At 47.2% G+C, this 15,621-nt stretch carries 15 protein-coding genes and 1 CRISPR repeat array; of the genes, 5 read left to right on the forward strand and 10 right to left on the reverse strand.

Going from position 1 to position 15,621, the window contains the following annotated elements; translation table 11 throughout:
* The first annotated feature begins 110 nt into the window (after window positions 1–110).
* A CRISPR array of direct repeats spans window positions 111–1,449; the repeat unit is 30 nt; unit sequence CTTTTAATCGCACCATACAGGAATTGAAAT.
* A 169-nt stretch (window positions 1,450–1,618) separates the two neighbouring features.
* Window positions 1,619–4,309 (reverse strand): glycoside hydrolase family 78 protein, encoded by a 2,691-nt coding sequence (locus tag BC792_RS02870; RefSeq protein ID WP_148907489.1) that lies wholly within the window; start codon window positions 4,307–4,309, stop codon window positions 1,619–1,621.
* 148 nt (window positions 4,310–4,457) lie between these two features.
* Between BC792_RS02870 and BC792_RS02875 the strand changes: the two genes are divergently transcribed.
* The 3 genes from BC792_RS02875 (at window position 4,458) to BC792_RS02885 (ending at window position 7,392) form a co-directional block, all read left to right on the forward strand.
* A complete protein-coding gene (locus BC792_RS02875; RefSeq protein WP_148907490.1) occupies window positions 4,458–5,264 on the forward strand; it encodes a class I SAM-dependent methyltransferase in 807 nt (268 codons plus the stop codon).
* A 246-nt stretch (window positions 5,265–5,510) separates the two neighbouring features.
* Complete coding sequence (locus tag BC792_RS02880) at window positions 5,511–6,785, forward strand: serine hydrolase domain-containing protein (RefSeq protein ID WP_148907491.1); 1,275 nt, start codon at window positions 5,511–5,513, stop codon at window positions 6,783–6,785.
* Entirely contained in the window at window positions 6,778–7,392 is a 615-nt protein-coding gene (locus tag BC792_RS02885; RefSeq protein WP_246154805.1) for a YfiT family bacillithiol transferase, read from the forward strand. The genes BC792_RS02880 and BC792_RS02885 overlap by 8 nt, the downstream gene beginning before the upstream one ends.
* Before the next feature lie 99 nt (window positions 7,393–7,491).
* On the opposite strand, the gene BC792_RS02890 is transcribed toward BC792_RS02885, so the two are convergent.
* Both BC792_RS02890 and BC792_RS02895 read right to left on the reverse strand, forming a co-directional pair.
* The gene (locus tag BC792_RS02890; protein WP_148907492.1) at window positions 7,492–7,842 is read right to left on the reverse strand and encodes a VOC family protein; all 351 of its coding nucleotides are present in this window, start codon (window positions 7,840–7,842) and stop codon (window positions 7,492–7,494) included.
* A 223-nt stretch (window positions 7,843–8,065) separates the two neighbouring features.
* Entirely contained in the window at window positions 8,066–8,764 is a 699-nt protein-coding gene (locus tag BC792_RS02895; RefSeq protein ID WP_148907493.1) for an NAD(P)H-dependent oxidoreductase, read from the reverse strand.
* A 94-nt stretch (window positions 8,765–8,858) separates the two neighbouring features.
* Here BC792_RS02895 and BC792_RS02900 point away from each other — a divergent pair, with 94 nt between their 5' ends.
* Window positions 8,859–9,215: a winged helix-turn-helix transcriptional regulator gene (locus BC792_RS02900; protein WP_148907494.1), complete on the forward strand. Its 357-nt coding sequence runs from the start codon at window positions 8,859–8,861 to the stop codon at window positions 9,213–9,215.
* A gap of 306 nt (window positions 9,216–9,521) precedes the next feature.
* Complete coding sequence (locus tag BC792_RS02905; RefSeq protein ID WP_148907495.1) at window positions 9,522–10,139, forward strand: MCP four helix bundle domain-containing protein; 618 nt, start codon at window positions 9,522–9,524, stop codon at window positions 10,137–10,139.
* A 101-nt stretch (window positions 10,140–10,240) separates the two neighbouring features.
* Here the strand turns inward: BC792_RS02905 and BC792_RS02910 are convergent, their stop codons facing one another.
* The 7 genes from BC792_RS02910 to BC792_RS02940 form a co-directional block, all read right to left on the reverse strand.
* Window positions 10,241–10,984, reverse strand: coding sequence for an SDR family oxidoreductase (locus BC792_RS02910; RefSeq protein ID WP_246154806.1), 744 nt, complete (start codon window positions 10,982–10,984; stop codon window positions 10,241–10,243).
* A gap of 18 nt (window positions 10,985–11,002) precedes the next feature.
* A complete protein-coding gene (locus tag BC792_RS02915; RefSeq protein ID WP_148907497.1) occupies window positions 11,003–11,554 on the reverse strand; it encodes a DUF1572 family protein in 552 nt (183 codons plus the stop codon).
* A gap of 39 nt (window positions 11,555–11,593) precedes the next feature.
* Window positions 11,594–12,589 carry a GNAT family N-acetyltransferase gene (locus BC792_RS02920; protein WP_148907498.1) on the reverse strand — a complete coding sequence of 332 codons (996 nt, stop codon included), beginning with the start codon at window positions 12,587–12,589 and terminating at the stop codon, window positions 11,594–11,596.
* A 104-nt stretch (window positions 12,590–12,693) separates the two neighbouring features.
* The gene (locus BC792_RS02925) at window positions 12,694–13,290 is read right to left on the reverse strand and encodes a TetR/AcrR family transcriptional regulator (RefSeq protein ID WP_211357458.1); all 597 of its coding nucleotides are present in this window, start codon (window positions 13,288–13,290) and stop codon (window positions 12,694–12,696) included.
* Window positions 13,291–13,427: 137 nt separating this feature from the next.
* Complete coding sequence (locus BC792_RS02930; RefSeq protein WP_170249937.1) at window positions 13,428–14,003, reverse strand: L,D-transpeptidase; 576 nt, start codon at window positions 14,001–14,003, stop codon at window positions 13,428–13,430.
* Between the two features lie 141 nt (window positions 14,004–14,144).
* A complete protein-coding gene (locus BC792_RS02935; protein WP_148907500.1) occupies window positions 14,145–14,735 on the reverse strand; it encodes a TetR/AcrR family transcriptional regulator in 591 nt (196 codons plus the stop codon).
* A gap of 78 nt (window positions 14,736–14,813) precedes the next feature.
* A complete protein-coding gene (locus BC792_RS02940; protein WP_148907501.1) occupies window positions 14,814–15,566 on the reverse strand; it encodes an SDR family NAD(P)-dependent oxidoreductase in 753 nt (250 codons plus the stop codon).
* Window positions 15,567–15,621: the final 55 nt, after the last annotated feature.

Below are 15,621 nucleotides of genomic sequence, written 5' to 3' on the forward strand. Positions count from 1 at the left end.
TCCTCTTTGAAGCGTTCAAAATCAAATTCCTCTTTTTCCATTTGCTGTGTCTAATATAAAAATTCTTTATTTGACACAGTTTACTTTACACCCTCTCTTTCTGCAGTCTTCTTTTAATCGCACCATACAGGAATTGAAATAATCTTTACAAATTTGACACAACCACATCCCCAATTCTTTTAATCGCACCATACAGGAATTGAAATTTCTGTAGTAGCTCTGTACGTGTAGTTGTTGATCCCCTTTTAATCGCACCATACAGGAATTGAAATTCTACTACCTGTCTAATTACATTAGATACCAATTCTTTTAATCGCACCATACAGGAATTGAAATCTACTTATAAGGGATATTTATAGCTAATTTCTATACACTTTTAATCGCACCATACAGGAATTGAAATTTGGATAACATCCAAATACTAGGCGTTGAGCAGATCCTTTTAATCGCACCATACAGGAATTGAAATATAAGATAACCACGGGTAAAAATCTTAATAAACTACTTTTAATCGCACCATACAGGAATTGAAATTCGGAGGAAACTCACGGTTGTTAAAAGTGTGATCCGCTTTTAATCGCACCATACAGGAATTGAAATTCTCGTCTGATGTGGCTAGGTCGTCTATATTAAACTTTTAATCGCACCATACAGGAATTGAAATAGTTTTGCAGATACGTCAAAGAACGTGTTAAGCGCTTTTAATCGCACCATACAGGAATTGAAATGTTTAGTCTGTTTCCTTTGCTCGGCTAATGCTTCCTCTTTTAATCGCACCATACAGGAATTGAAATTTGATAGTGACCTCGGCAAGAAAGGTTATTACATCCTTTTAATCGCACCATACAGGAATTGAAATGCAGCTCTAGAAGCAGCCCCCAAAGCCCTATTGCTCTTTTAATCGCACCATACAGGAATTGAAATCAGGAAACCTCTTTTACTCCTTCAGGCAACTCCACTCTTTTAATCGCACCATACAGGAATTGAAATTGGCATAAGCAAGAACATTTTCACGCCCTAATCTATCTTTTAATCGCACCATACAGGAATTGAAATATTTTTATCGTCGATAATTTTTTGAGAACCATTTTCTTTTAATCGCACCATACAGGAATTGAAATACGTTCAGGATGAGATGGCGAAGATTAAGGCTGAGCTTTTAATCGCACCATACAGGAATTGAAATTGTTTCGGTTAAAATACACCGATCGATACCGGCGTGCTTTTAATCGCACCATACAGGAATTGAAATATTTATAATAGTTGATCTTTTTTGTGGCGCCGGTGCTTTTAATCGCACCATACAGGAATTGAAATCCGTAAAGTATTTCCGATGTTACGTTGTCACGGAGACTTTTAATCGCACCATACAGGAATTGAAATAGCATCTCGGCAACCTTTGTCCTGTTAAAATCTTTGCTTTTAATCGCACCATACAGGCATTGAAATATAAGTGGCGGGCACCGACAGTCGCGCGGACGAAGACTTTTAATCGCACCATACAGGAGCCAATGAACAGCTCTAGCCAGCTGAGCTATTCCTTTCACATCCAAATAGATCAAATGCGTTTAAAAAACACCTAATTTTCACCCGTGCCCTATTTACCCCGCTGAAGCCACTAATTCCCTTTCTGTTCATCAAGTAAGCTTTCGAACGCATAGCTTCCTGAGCCTATCTGTTCCTGCTTTCCATCCGGCAGTATAACAGTTGCTGTCGTATTAACCGGAATCTGTACGCGCAGCCGGAAACGGTTGCCCTCGATCTCCCAGGATGACCCCAGTAATCCATAGCTCGTCATCAGCTCTGCTTTTGCGTGGTTCAGCTTCCCTCCCGGCTGAGGCCTGATGATGATTTTCTTATAGCCGGGAGTTGCTCCGTCGGGCGAGATTCCGGCGACACTCCGGTACATCCAGTCACCGATTGCTCCATAAGCATAGTGGTTAAATGAATTCATAGTTGCTGTTTGGAAGCTGCCATCCGGCTTGATGCCATCCCATCGTTCCCATATGGTCGTCGCCCCCATTTTCACCGGATACAACCAAGAGGGGTAGCTCTCCTGCAGGAGAAGATCATAGGCGACGTCCGTATAGCCAAACCGACTTAATACATGGCACAGATAGGGCGTGCCCAAAAAGCCTGTGGTCAGGTGGTTGCCATAGCTCCTGATGTTCTCGACGAGACGGCCGGCAGCCTGTTCCCGCAGGTGCTCCGGCAACATGTCAAAATTTAAAGCCAATACATAGGCCGTTTGCGTGCCCGACACGAGCCTTCCATTGGCGCTTAAATACTCTTTTACAAAAGCATCTTTAATGTCCTGCAACAAACGGGAATAGGCTTCGACGTCTTCCGTTTTGCCCAGTATTTTAGCGGTATTGATCAGTAGCTGGGTCGAATGGGCGTAAAAGGTCTGGGCAATCAGATATTTGTCTGTCACAGCTGCCCTGCCATCTGTGTCATCATCGGGACGATAAAACAGCCAGTCGCCGAAATGCCGCCCGCTATTCCATAGGTTGTTTTTGGATATCCCGTTGATATAGTCGACCCATTTTTTCATACTTCCGTACTGCTCTTCGAGTATCCGTTTATCACCGTAGGCCATATACATCTCCCACGGGACGATGGTCGATGCATCGGACCAACCGCTGGAACCGGCTTCCCAGTCGCCAATGACATTCGGGATCACATGAGGAATCTTACCATCGGCCTGCTGCTCAGCCTTTAGGTCTTTTAGCCATTTGGTAAAAAATCGGGACACATCCATATTGTAAGCAGCAGTCCGGTAAAAAACCTGCGCATCACCCGTCCACCCTAACCTTTCGTCTCTTTGCGGGCAATCTGTTGGCACATCCAGGAAATTACCTTTCTGCCCCCAGAAAATATTATGCTGCAGCTGGTTTAGCATCGGGTTGGACGTACTGAATGTTCCTGTTTGTCCCATTTCCGAATGGAGTACTATCGCCGTCAGGCCTGCCGTGTCCACGGGCCCTGGATACCCCTCGAGTTTTAGGTAACGGAACCCCTGAAAACTAAAATGTGGCTCAAAAACCTGCTCCGTTCCGTTTAGAATATACTTGTTTTGTGCCTTTGCGGTTCGTAGGTTTTCCGTATAGAAATTACCCGCTTTGTCCAAAACCTCGGCATGACTTAGCGTCACCGCCCTACCCGATGGCCCTTTCACCTTCATCCGTACCCAGCCTGTCAGGTTCTGACCGAAGTCGACAACCGTATCTCCGGCAGGGGTAATCATCAATTTCAGCGGTTTCAACCTTTCCTGCATGCGTACAGGAGGGCCTTCCATAGCCACCAGCTCCGACTTACCGTCAGGTAGGACAGCCACCGGCAGCCATGAAGCATCCTCTTGGTACCCGGTATTATCCCAACCCGTTTTTTCCAGTCTGGAATCATAAGTCTCCCCATGATAAATATCGGAACATAAGATAGGGCCGTAGCTGCTTTTCCAGCTATCGTCTGTTTGGATGACGTCTTTGCTACCGTCGGCATACGTCACCAGTAGCTGCATCAGCAGGGCACGGTTTTTCCCATAATAGCTCCGTTGATTTCCGAAGCCGATATGTCCCTTATACCAGCCATCGCCTAACGTCACGCCGATGACATTCTCGCCCATTTTCACCTGCTTACTGACGTCGTATACCTGGTATTGCAACCGTCCCTTATTGTAGCTGGTCCATCCCGGCGCAAAATAATCGTCGCCGATGCGGCCGCCATTCAGCGCTGCTTCGTACAAACCTTTTGCCGTGATATACACAAAGGCTTGCTTCACTTTCTTGTTGATTTTAAACTGTTTCCTTAATAGCGGGCTTCGCAGAGATGTGTCCTGCCCATGCACGGAAATCCATTGCGCCGTCCAATCTTCAGGCTTCAGTCCTATCTGAAACAGCTTCACAGTGCTCCACGGCGAGGTATTTCCGTGGTTGTCGGTTACCCGTACCTGCCAGTAGTAGCGCGTCGCAGACTTCAGCTCCGGACCGTCATACGGAATATGCACCGACTGATCGCTGTTCTGTTTATCTTTCCAGATCAGATCTTTTCCGGAGGCCAGCCTTTTCCCGTCTAAAGCGACGCGGATTTCGTAGGATGCCTGCACCGTGTTTTTGATGTTACTGTTCAGCTTCCAGCTAAATCGGGGCCGCGCAGTCTCCAGACTCAGCGGATCATCCTGATATTCCGTCCGGAGATCGTATAGGCTTATTTTTTGTGCAAAACCCGGCGTGTAAAAGATAGCGAGCAATGCGATCAACGCGCATATGCTCCACGGTTTAACTGGTTGGTTAGATGATCTTTGTGTCATATTCCAAATATATTTAGAATTTAACAAAAAACTCAAAATATGTTTGGCGCACAGGCTCGTGCACTGCACGACATAATTATTTATTTTTACTTTTAGCTGCCTTTACATAACTTAGAATCTAAAAGCGGCCAATTAACTCATACTTACGATGGAACCTGATGACAATTATATAGAAGTAAACCGGAACTCCTGGAACAGTCGTGTCGATACGCATTTGAAGTCTGACTTCTATAACCTTAATGGATTTCTTAAGGGAGAAACGTCTTTAAATCCAATCGAATTGGCTTTCTTAGGAGACATCAAAGGAAAGAGTATCTTACACCTGCAATGTCATTTCGGACAGGATTCCATTTCGCTGAGCCGGCTTGGAGCTGCCGTGACTGGCGTGGACTTCTCCGACAAAGCCATTGAACAGGCCAAAGCACTGGCTGAGGAAACCAACTCAGACGCAGAATTTATTTGCTGCGATGTCTACAGCCTTGATCAGCATCTTGACAGAAAGTTTGACATCGTCTTTACGAGTTACGGCACTATTGGCTGGCTGCCTGATTTAGAGAGGTGGGGAAAGTTGATCGCCTCTTTTCTTAAGCCAGGCGGCAGGTTTGTTTTCGCAGAATTCCACCCCGTCGTGTGGATGTTCGATGAAGACTTCGCCGGCATCGGATACAATTATTTTAAGGACGAACCGATCTTTGAAACGGAGCAGGGAACTTATGCAGATAAGAATGCAGACGTTTCGCTATCGCATATAAGCTGGAACCACAGCATGAGCGAGGTTATAAACAGCCTACTCAACAACTCCATGCAACTCCTCCATTTTCAGGAGTACGATTATTCGCCATACAACTGTTTTAATCATATGGTCGAGTTTGAACCGAAAAAATATCGGATAAAACATTTAGACAACAATATTCCGATGGTATATGCTATAGTGGCGGAAAAGGTTACAAGATAACATCCGTTACACACATGAGGATGTTTTCCAGCGTTTTCAAAGGTCATGGCAAGGTGTAATTTTTCAGAGGGATGAGGAAAAGATTGCTTCGTGGCCATACCACCTCCTCGCAATGAACGGAGTTCGCTGAGTTCAACCAATACCGGAACGAAAAAAAGTATGACAGACCGCTACTTATGCACCTGTTATTTACTAAATTAGCAGATAAAGCTCCAGATACTGCTTATAAACTTAATCAACATACGCATGAACGAAAAAATTCGCAGGGTCTTCGTTGTCTTCATCGCATTCCATTGTGGACTGATACATCTGCATGCACAGGATCGCGAGACAGCACGCCTGGACTCCTTACTTCAGTCTTTTATTGACAACAACAAAACCAGCGTTCTTACGGCCTATATCGCCAAAGGCGGCGATGTACTATATCACAAAGCGTTCGGGTATAAGGATCCCGAAAACAAGATACCGGCCCATGTTGACGACTACTATGTGCTGTTTTCACAAACAAAGGCTGTAACCACCGTGGCTTTCATGACCTTGGTCGACAAAGGATTGGTAGCAATAGACGATCCGGTCGCCAAATATTTTCCCGGCATACCGGATCAGGTAATCACAAAAGTGAACGACGATGGCACGTACGAAACGAGGCCTGTAAAGCAGCCGATGACCTTCGTGCACCTCATGGCGCATTCTTCGGGCCTCGGCGCGGGCCAGGTCGGTGCACTGCGCCGCAAGGAACGGTCCCCGCAGGGCACACCACCACAAACGGCCAATACGGGCTCCGGTGGCAAAGTTGCCGGTCAGCGGACAATGGGGGTCGAGGGAAGTACGCGCTACCTGAAAGATGAAATGGAAGCTCTGGCGAAATACCCATTGGGGTTTGATCCCGGCACCGACTACAATTACCACATCAGCACGAATATGCTGGCTTACCTGATCGAACGTATATCGGGCAAACCACTACGCGAATATGTTAAGGAGACAATTTTGACACCCCTGGGCATGGATGATACCGATTGGTATTATACAGCGGACAAACTCGAAAGGTTCGTGAAGCCTTACAATTATGTAAATGGCAAACTGGAGAAGGCAACCACGATGTACGCCGAGGGAACCATAAGCGCCGAACAGACATATTGTGAAGGCGCCATCGGCCTCAACGGACCTATAGCAGACTACGCAAAATTCTGTCAGATGTTGCTCAATAAGGGGGAATACAATGGTGTTCGGATATTAAAGCCGGAGACAGTCGAGGCCATGACAGCCATAAACCGCTTGCCTGAAGTAAATGCGGGTGGCAAAGGCTTCCAATTCGGACTCGGGTTTGAGCTCCATAATGAAGAGCGAAAGCCCGTACCTGCCGTTTCCAACAGCGCATTTTCATGGGGCGGCATGATGGGCACGGCTTATATTATTGATCCGGAAAATGATCTTATAGCATTGTTTTACCTCAACATGCTTAAAAAAGAAGAGCTCTATCCCCTGTTTCTGAAGGCAGCCTATGAGCTGATCGATGAGTAAGGCTATCACCGGCCGCGGATTTAAAACAATAATCGGCATTTTTGCAGACATGGAAAACAACATAGACACACGTAGATATCCCATCGGAAAATTCCAGAAACCGGAAATCATAACCACCCAGACGATTGCGCGGTGGATAGATAGCATCGAGAGCTTTCCGGCGAGGCTGAATAAAGAGGTAAATGGGCTAACGGACAGGGAACTCGCAAAACGGTACAGACCGGAGGGGTGGACAATAAGGCAGCTGGTGCATCATTGTGCGGACAGCCATATGAATAGTTTCATCCGGTTCAAACTGACGTTAACAGAAGAAACGCCGACCATAAAACCCTATCTAGAAGACCTTTGGACCGAGCTTCCCGATGCCAGCCATTTACCAATAGATAGTTCGCTCGATGTACTAAAGGGCCTGCACCGCCGATGGACAGCTTTATTGAAATCCCTCACGGAAGAAGACCTTAAACGGCAATTCATACATCCTGAAACCAACGAAAGAATTTCGCTGGAAACAAACATCGGTATATATGCGTGGCATGGCGACCACCATCTGGCCCATATCGTACATGCGAAAAGATCAGAAGAATTGGGCAGTGATATCGCCACCTGATGGTGGAGCGGTTTTTAGCTCCTGGACGGTTTGCGGAAGCACCCGTACTACGGGGCTGGCTGGAGCGACAAGCGCAAGCGGCACACCCCGTGGGCTCCTTTATAAATGCATCAGGATGTTGATCAGCTTCCCAAACGGATCCCTGACATAAAAGCGGCGTACACCCCACGGCTCATCCGCCGGCCCGTATTCGATGCTGTATCCGTATTCCTTCATTCGGGCATGCGCGGTGTCGAGATCGTCGACCTCAATGGACAAGTCGGGAACATCGGTTCCAGACCCTCCTTCCGTAGCAAACGCGATCTGTACGCGCATGTGCCCGGAACTGCCGTAGCTCGCTATCCAACCATGATCCATCAGGACGTCCAGACCTAGTACCTCGCCGTAAAACCGCTTGGCGGCATCGATCTGCGGGGTACTTACATTGGCGACTATCCGTTTGACTTTCATAAGGCTTCGTCCATTGATTATCACGTTACATTTACCCTAGATCAAAGGCCTGACGTCGGCTTTACTTCAGCCATCAGTACTTTGCATCCAATTTATCAAACTTACATAAATTGCCTTTGAGGTGCAATATTATTTCCGAAAGCAGCGACGCTTTCTGCTTTCGGAAATGGAGCGCGGTGCCCACTTCGGCGGTTACATAGCCAAGATGGCGGTTGCCGATGTGCTATTTAGGCGTAATGATGCCTTCTAAGGATTCCGTCATAGGATCAACATCGGGATTAGCATCGTTGATCGTCACTTCAGTGACAAATCTTTCTTTCGGCGTCCGGTATTTAGGCATCTTTACCAACCAATCGTTGGCTTCGTCTCTATAGCCCAACGGGAGAATTACTGCACTCGTATACCCAGTTCCCTCAAGGTTTAGAAGCTTGTCGAGCTTATCTTCTAAAAAGCCCTCCATTGGTGTTGCATCAACCTTCTGTTCTGCCGCGGCGGCCATAGCAATCCCCAACGAGATGTATGCCTGTTTAGCCGCATGGTGCGCCTGATACTCCCTGCCGTAATTTTCAAACCTATCCATAATCGTTTGCTTATACGTATCCATGGTGCTGTGCGGAAGATTTCTTTCGTCCATCATTTCATTAAATACAGCCGTTACCCTGTCGTTCGTATATCCATCCCACGATGCCCATATCAACAGGTGCGAGCAATCAACAATCTGGCTTTGGTTGTAAGCCACCCCTTTAATCTTTTCCAATAAGACCTTGTCTGTCACTACAATTATTTTATAAGGTTGCAGACCTGATGAAGACGGTGCCAGCCGTGCTGCCTCCAGTATATAGTCCACCTTTTCTTGGGGAACACTATTCCCATTCATCTTTTTTGTCGCATAACGCCACTGCAAATCTTTTAATATTGTCATAACTACTTTTTTATTTGTAAAGTTAAAAGCGATCGGTATACTTTTGTCACAAAGTGTCGAAAAATATAGTAACATTAGGGTAACCAACTTTCATATGGATAAAAAGGTAAACGTATTGTCTGGCGACTGCGCTAAAAAATTAAGGGCGATTGATGACACCATGTATATATTAAGCGGCAAATGGAAAATGCCTATTATCGCCCGTTTGTGCTATGGCTCCATGAGATATTCTGAACTGCTTAAAAGTATCGCGGGGATATCAGGCAAAATGCTTAGCCGGGAGCTCAAAGAACTGGAAACCAACAACCTTATCGAAAAGGAAGTCTGGAGGTCGGAATCCATGTCTGTAAGATACAGACTCTCCGAACATGGGCAGACTTTAAAAATATTAACGGACAGCATCGCCGACTGGGGCATTAATCACAGGATGCAGATCATGGAAAAGTGGTAGATAGAAAATTTCCCGATTTATTATTCCTATACGGACACTTGCCCCTCGCAGCAACGTCCACACCGGGCACCGCTGCGCAGGGCTGCTGCCACGTTCAGATCAATTAGCGTCGCAAGAGGCACTATTTTTTGGTCGCTTCTCTCCCCTCCTAGGGTTAACACAGGTAATGCCGGCATTACATTCCCATACTTCCTTTTATCCCTGACGAAGAAACAAGGTGTTCGTACTCTTTATTGTTGAAATAATTTGCTAATTTGTCTACATTATAAACCTTGTGGCGCCGTGCGCTTCGTAAATAGGAGAACCATGTGGGCTTTTGCGATTAAACAGAAAATGAAGGCATCGATACTGCTGTTCACGGTGCTTGGACTCGTGATGCTGATCAATATGCGTGAACAGCGGACGGTTAAACGTATCAATAAGGCGGTCACTTCCATTTACGAAGACCGCCTGGTCGTCGCACAATATATCCTTCGGCTGTCCAAGAAGATGGAAGGCATCATCACGGCCCTTGAAAAGAAGGACAGCAGGGTTACGGCATTGGTAAACACCCACCTTACCGAGGTGACCGCGCTGAATGCACTATACGAGGAAACAACGCTCACCGAAAAGGAAAAAACCAATTTCGAAACTTTCAAACGACTATGTCACACCATAGCCGCAAACAACGAAAGCGGCAACCATGCGGCCGCACTATCAGCCGCACAGCACGCCGGCGAGACCCTCCAGGACCTCTCGCTCATACAGGTGGAGGAAGGAAAGAAACAGCTGGACGAGGTGCTCAATATGACAAGCTTCTCGAACATACTGTCCTACCTGGAACTTGCCGTACTCATCGTCATCGCCGTTATCATTCAGATACTCGTCTTTGCTTCGAAAACGACGATAGGCATAAAAAAGCCCGGAAATGAACGGTTGAATTAACGTGAACGCCTCAAGGTTTGCAAACGGCATTTATCCGTTTTCAGCGCTTAGCTTAGAGCACATGATGTACTTTGCTCCGCGCTTAACGTGGAAAAAGCCTCCTATCGCCCTCCTGTCACGTCAATAAATATACCGGTGGAATAAGAAGATTGCTCCGACGCCAGCCAGAGAATAGCTTCTGCCACCTCACTTGCCAGTCCGCCTCTTTTTAGTGGAATCGAATCTTTTATCCGGTCGATCCTATCCGGTTCTCCTCCCGACGCGTGAATATCGGTATGGATAAATGCGGGGCGTACGGCGTTTACGCGGATACCCTCGCCTGCCAGCTCTTTGGCCAGCCCGATGGTCATCGCATCCACAGCTCCCTTCGATGCCGCATAATCAATATACTCGAAGGGCGCTCCGGTTCGCGACGCAATCGAAGAAACGTTAACGATGGTCCCGCCGGTTCCACCATATCTTGTCGCCATCCGCATGATAGCCTCCCTGCAGCAAAGAAAAGCGCTGAACGTATTGGCCTCAAATATCCGTTGTAGCCGTTGGCGGCTCATACCCTCCATACGGCATTGTTGCTCTAAGATTCCGGCGTTATTGATAAGGGACGTCAGGTGTCCAAACACGGCATCCACTTCCGCAAACAAACGCTTGACATCTCCTTCCTTGGAAACGTCTGCCTGAAAAGCTTCCGCCCGGCCGCCGTCGGCACGGATCCGCGCGACGACTCCTTCGGCAGCTGCTTTGTCGCTGCGATAATTAACAGCTACCGAAAATCCTCTTGCAGCCGCCAGCGAGGCCGTGGCGGCACCTATCCCGCGGCTTGCCCCAGTGATCAGCATGGTTTTCATCTTTATTACGTTTAGAAGTTATACGTCGTCCGTAAAATGTCGCCTGTCTTTGTCCTGCGAAAATTTGCGGCTATTGTAATCGACCGATCTGTTGCGGGCAATCGACAACGTCTGCCAATCTTCATTTTTCAGCATCTTCGCAATGAAGACGATTTGCCCGATGTGGTAAGGATAATGGGCCAGCTGCCTGTTTATCGCCTCCGTCACGGTATGCCCATCATTTCGGATATACACGATTCTTTCCAGATCCTCCGCGGTTAAGCTCTCCAAAGCATCCATCAGACAGCTCCAGCCCTTGGTCCATTGGTTCATTAACTGCTCTCTGTTTTCAAACCGGTCCATAAACTCTGCATCGCGGTTTCTCCAGGGCTTCTCTCCGTCGGTCGTGAGGAAATCCGTAAACCTCGATAACATGTTTCCGCTGATATGGCTTACCAGCATGGCGATACTGTTGCTTTCGCCGTTGTACTGCCAGAATAACTGTTCGTCCTGCAGCTGGGCCATTGCTTTTTCGCCAAGTGCCCTGTAGTACTTGAATTGCTTTACGACGCTGTTTAAATAGCTTTCCATATGGTTTGATTTTAACGATTGCTACGCTGCCCTTAGCGGTCAGCCTTTTCTCCTTCCGGGGATGTTTTCCGTTAGCTTGTCCATCACGTCCCTTATCGCATGCAGATGGTGGTCATCGTGTTCTGCAACGAAATACATCAAATCAGCCACGGTCATCGGATGGTTTAATCTCGGGTGATATAACCGGTATAAAAAATCATCGCCGTCGAAACCGCTCAACGTCCGGATCGTATGTTGCCGTTCCTGCTCGAAACCGGATAGGATATGCTCCAGTCGGCGTTGATTAAAAAGAGCTTTGTCGGTTGCCGCGTTGCTCAGATCCGCTGGCGACATTTCCGCTTTATTTTCCTTTATTTCCAGAAATCGCGTTTGCCAAAGGCGCTCTAAGATCCATAAGTGGCCGATATGCTCTTTGATCGACCATTTACCATCCGGCTTAAAATGCAGATGGTCTTCGGATAGTCCCTGCGTTATTTCCTTTACCTTCAAGGCAGCGTTTTCCATCCTGCTTAACAAGGCCGGAAAATCCTTCCTTCCTAGTCCGAAGTTAAATTGCCGGTCAAACCACTTCCGCACAGCCGGCTTTAATAACAGTTCCATTTTTGTATCGGCACGGCTGTATTCTTGCCCGTCCAGTACGACGTCCGTGAAGCCGAATCTGCGGTATATGGCTATGGCGGTCGTCAGTTTGGTATTTGTAAATAATACCAGTTTGTGCGCACCGCGCTTTTTTGCTTCGTCAATCGCGGTCCTGCAGAGCAGCTTCCCTGCCCCTAACCCTTGAAACCTTTCGTCCACCGCCATTTTGGCCATTTCGTAAACGCCCGTTCCCATGCATACCAATGCGACGGTACCGATGATCTGATTTTCATGCAAAACAAAAAATATCTGTCCTCCTTTGTTCAGAATAGCTTCTTCCGGGTCGGAAAGCAACGCTTCATCCATAGGCTCCACTTCGAAGTACTTCTCCACCCAGGCCCTGTTAAGTTGCTCGAATTGCTGTTGATATTGCGGAGCGTATTTTATTATCTTCATTTCTTATATAATTTAATAACCATACATCTTCTCTAAATTGATTCAGCGAAACTCTTTTCTGAATCAGAAAAAAACCAATCGGTCTTTTTTTAATCAAAAAAAAATTATGCCTTTAAACCGATGATCATTCTTTCCAAAAATGCCATTGCTATTTTCAATTCTTTTGTCCTACCCGTAACTTTCGCCTGCATAAAAGCACCTTCAATCATGGAAATCATGACGACGGCTATTTCTGTCGGATCGGTGTCTTCCTTTATTTCTTTCCTCACCATACCACGCTTTATCTGGTTTTCAATCGATGTCTTCCAGAACGCCAAGGCTTTTTCTGCGCGTTCTTTCAATTTCGGATGTGTGTCATCGGCTTCTGTCGACGTGTTGAGAATCGGACAGCCGGCTTGCAGGTACGGATACCTGAAATAGTTTTTATAGGTATGTGGATAAACCAGCAGTCGCTCAATAGAATTTTCGGTTGCCCGTATCCGCGCCTTCATATGTTCGTTTACTTTGCTGTGGTTGTAGTCGAAGGCCGCCAAAGCAACCTCATCCTTGTTCTCGAAGTTTCCATAGATGCAACCTTTTGAAAGACCCGTTGCACCCATAATATCGTTCATCGAAGTACCCGCATATCCCCTCGTATTGAATAAAGGAGCCGTTTTCTCAACAATAAACTGTCTGGTATTTTCTGACTTGGACATTTTCATAAACCCGATCCATGTTACGGTATAAAGATAAACAAAAATAAACCGATCGGTCTATTTAAAATAAAAAAAGATCGTGTAAAGTTCTACACGATCGTTAGTTAACATCTTACGTATTACAGTTGGATAAAATCCGCTGATTATTTTACGTTTTTTAGCGGAACCGTCTTCTCCAGCTTCACCGACTCCATCGTCGTCGAGTCGGTCAGCACACGGTTGAACCATTCGTCGGACCGGTTGGTGCCGGTACGCTCCATCAGGAAGCGCCCGAGCTCGATCACCTCGGCGTTCGCCATGCGCACCGAGCCGTGCGACTCGGCTTCTCCGAGCGACTCAAGATCGGTGGTGCCGTGTATGGTATACGGCATCTTGTAAATGATGCGGGCCCTACCCATCGGGTTTCCCGGTTCGCCGGGCCGCTTGTACGTTTCGTCCTTTGACCAGTCGCTCTCCGGTGGCGTCCAATCGGGGTTCCAGTCGATCTGGTGAATTTCAAAGTCGCCCTCCGGTGTTGGATATCCCTGTTTACCCACCGCGACGGCATACCGTTTTAGCGTGTCCTCTCCTTCGAGGACATAGAGCTGCCGCTGGGATATGCTGATCTGCAGCCGGACTTCAGGGCGTTCCGGCGGGGTTTCTGTTTTCTTGGCAGGAGTCCTTTCCCTGCATGAGCTGTAGATAAGTACGGTTAAAAACAAAAAAATAAAGCGTTTCATAGGCATCGTTGTGCTATCCATTGTTCTGTCCTAAGAGAGAACCAAATAATGCGACGATAGTTTTTTGATAGGCATTCTTTAAATTGCTTCGCGGCGTGCCGTCGCCTCGCAAGGACGAGGTTTTGACGCCCCATTACCTTCTTAGGATCGGCCTTTTAAAACCGACAGACAAACATCTACGATGTCGTCGAACATACGCTCACTGGCGTCAAACTTCATGGTTACCCGGAACCCGTTGAGGGAATTAAGAACAAAACGGCCCAACGCGCGCGCCGGAAACGCTGTCGTGAAAATGCCTTCGTCTTGCCCCTTCTGTATCGCGTTATACAGTGCCTCCTCCGTATCGCGCATAATCGCATTTGCGATTGTCCGCACATCGGAGTCTACCGTAGCCAGCTCTACCGCAGAATTTACCATGAAACACCCCGTCGGTTCGGCCGGTTCCACAGCCTCGGCTTTTACAGTTTTGAAGATAGATCTGACATACGCCTCGATATCATCTGCTGTCGTCAATCCCTTTATTACCGGATCTATCCGCTCCCGACGGTACAGTTCCAACGCCTTTAGAAAAAGTGAATGTTTATCGCCATACGTGTCGTACATACTCGACCGGCTGATACCCAGATTATCCACCAGATCCTGTGCGGACGTGGCGTTGTAACCCTTCTGCCAAAACAGCTCCATTGCCTTTTCTAAAATCAGATGCTCGTCGAATACTTTTGTCCTTGCCATATGCGTTGCAGGGGCACTATAATGCCCCTACAAAGATACACATAACGGAACAATCGTTCCAAATATAACCAAAAAAATTTAGAGGCGGACAGCGTTTACAGATGCCCCGCCATCGATCGTGAATTCGCCGCCGGAAATAAACGCTGCATCGTCAGAAGCCAAAAACGCCACCAGTTTTGCTACCTCCTCGGGCTGCCCATACCGTTTGAACGGGAATTTACTCTTAAGAAACGTGTGAATCTCTTCGTTTGCAAACTGCCCTTTGTAAATTGCAGGCGTTTCTGTCATGGCCGGTGCGACGGTGTTTACCCTGATCTTCCGGTCGGCAAGTTCTACCGCTGCTGTCTTGCTATACGCCGTAAGCGCAGCTTTCGTGGCGGAATAAACGGACGTTCCTGTCGCAAACGTAAATGCGCTGACCGAAGTCATGTGAATAATTGAACCCCCGTCGTTCATGATCGGAATAAACTTCTCCGTGGTAAAAACAGCACCTTTAAAGTTGATGGCAACCAACTCATCGAAACTGGCCTCGGTAAGCTGTCCTACCGGTTCCTGTAGCGCCACACCCGCATTTACGAACAAAACGTCAACCCTGCCGAAGGTGGATCGTACCTGCTCGACAAGCTTTTCTGTATCACTTATGCTTGCTGCATCAGCACGGATACCGAACACCTGGCCTCCCAACTCATGCACCGCCTGGTCAATAGCGGTCTGATTACGGCCAGTAATAATCACCTTTGCCCCTAGTGCCGCAAATTCTTTTGCGGCCGCATAGCCAATTCCTGAACTGCCGCCTGTTACGACGGCGACTTTGTCTTTAAGTTTACTCATTTTGTCTCTTTTGTTTTAACACTTCATCATTCTTCATAACGGAACGATCATTCCA

This window comes from Sphingobacterium allocomposti (assembly GCF_008124885.1).
In the GTDB taxonomy this organism is placed as follows: Bacteria; Bacteroidota; Bacteroidia; order Sphingobacteriales; family Sphingobacteriaceae; genus Sphingobacterium; species Sphingobacterium allocomposti.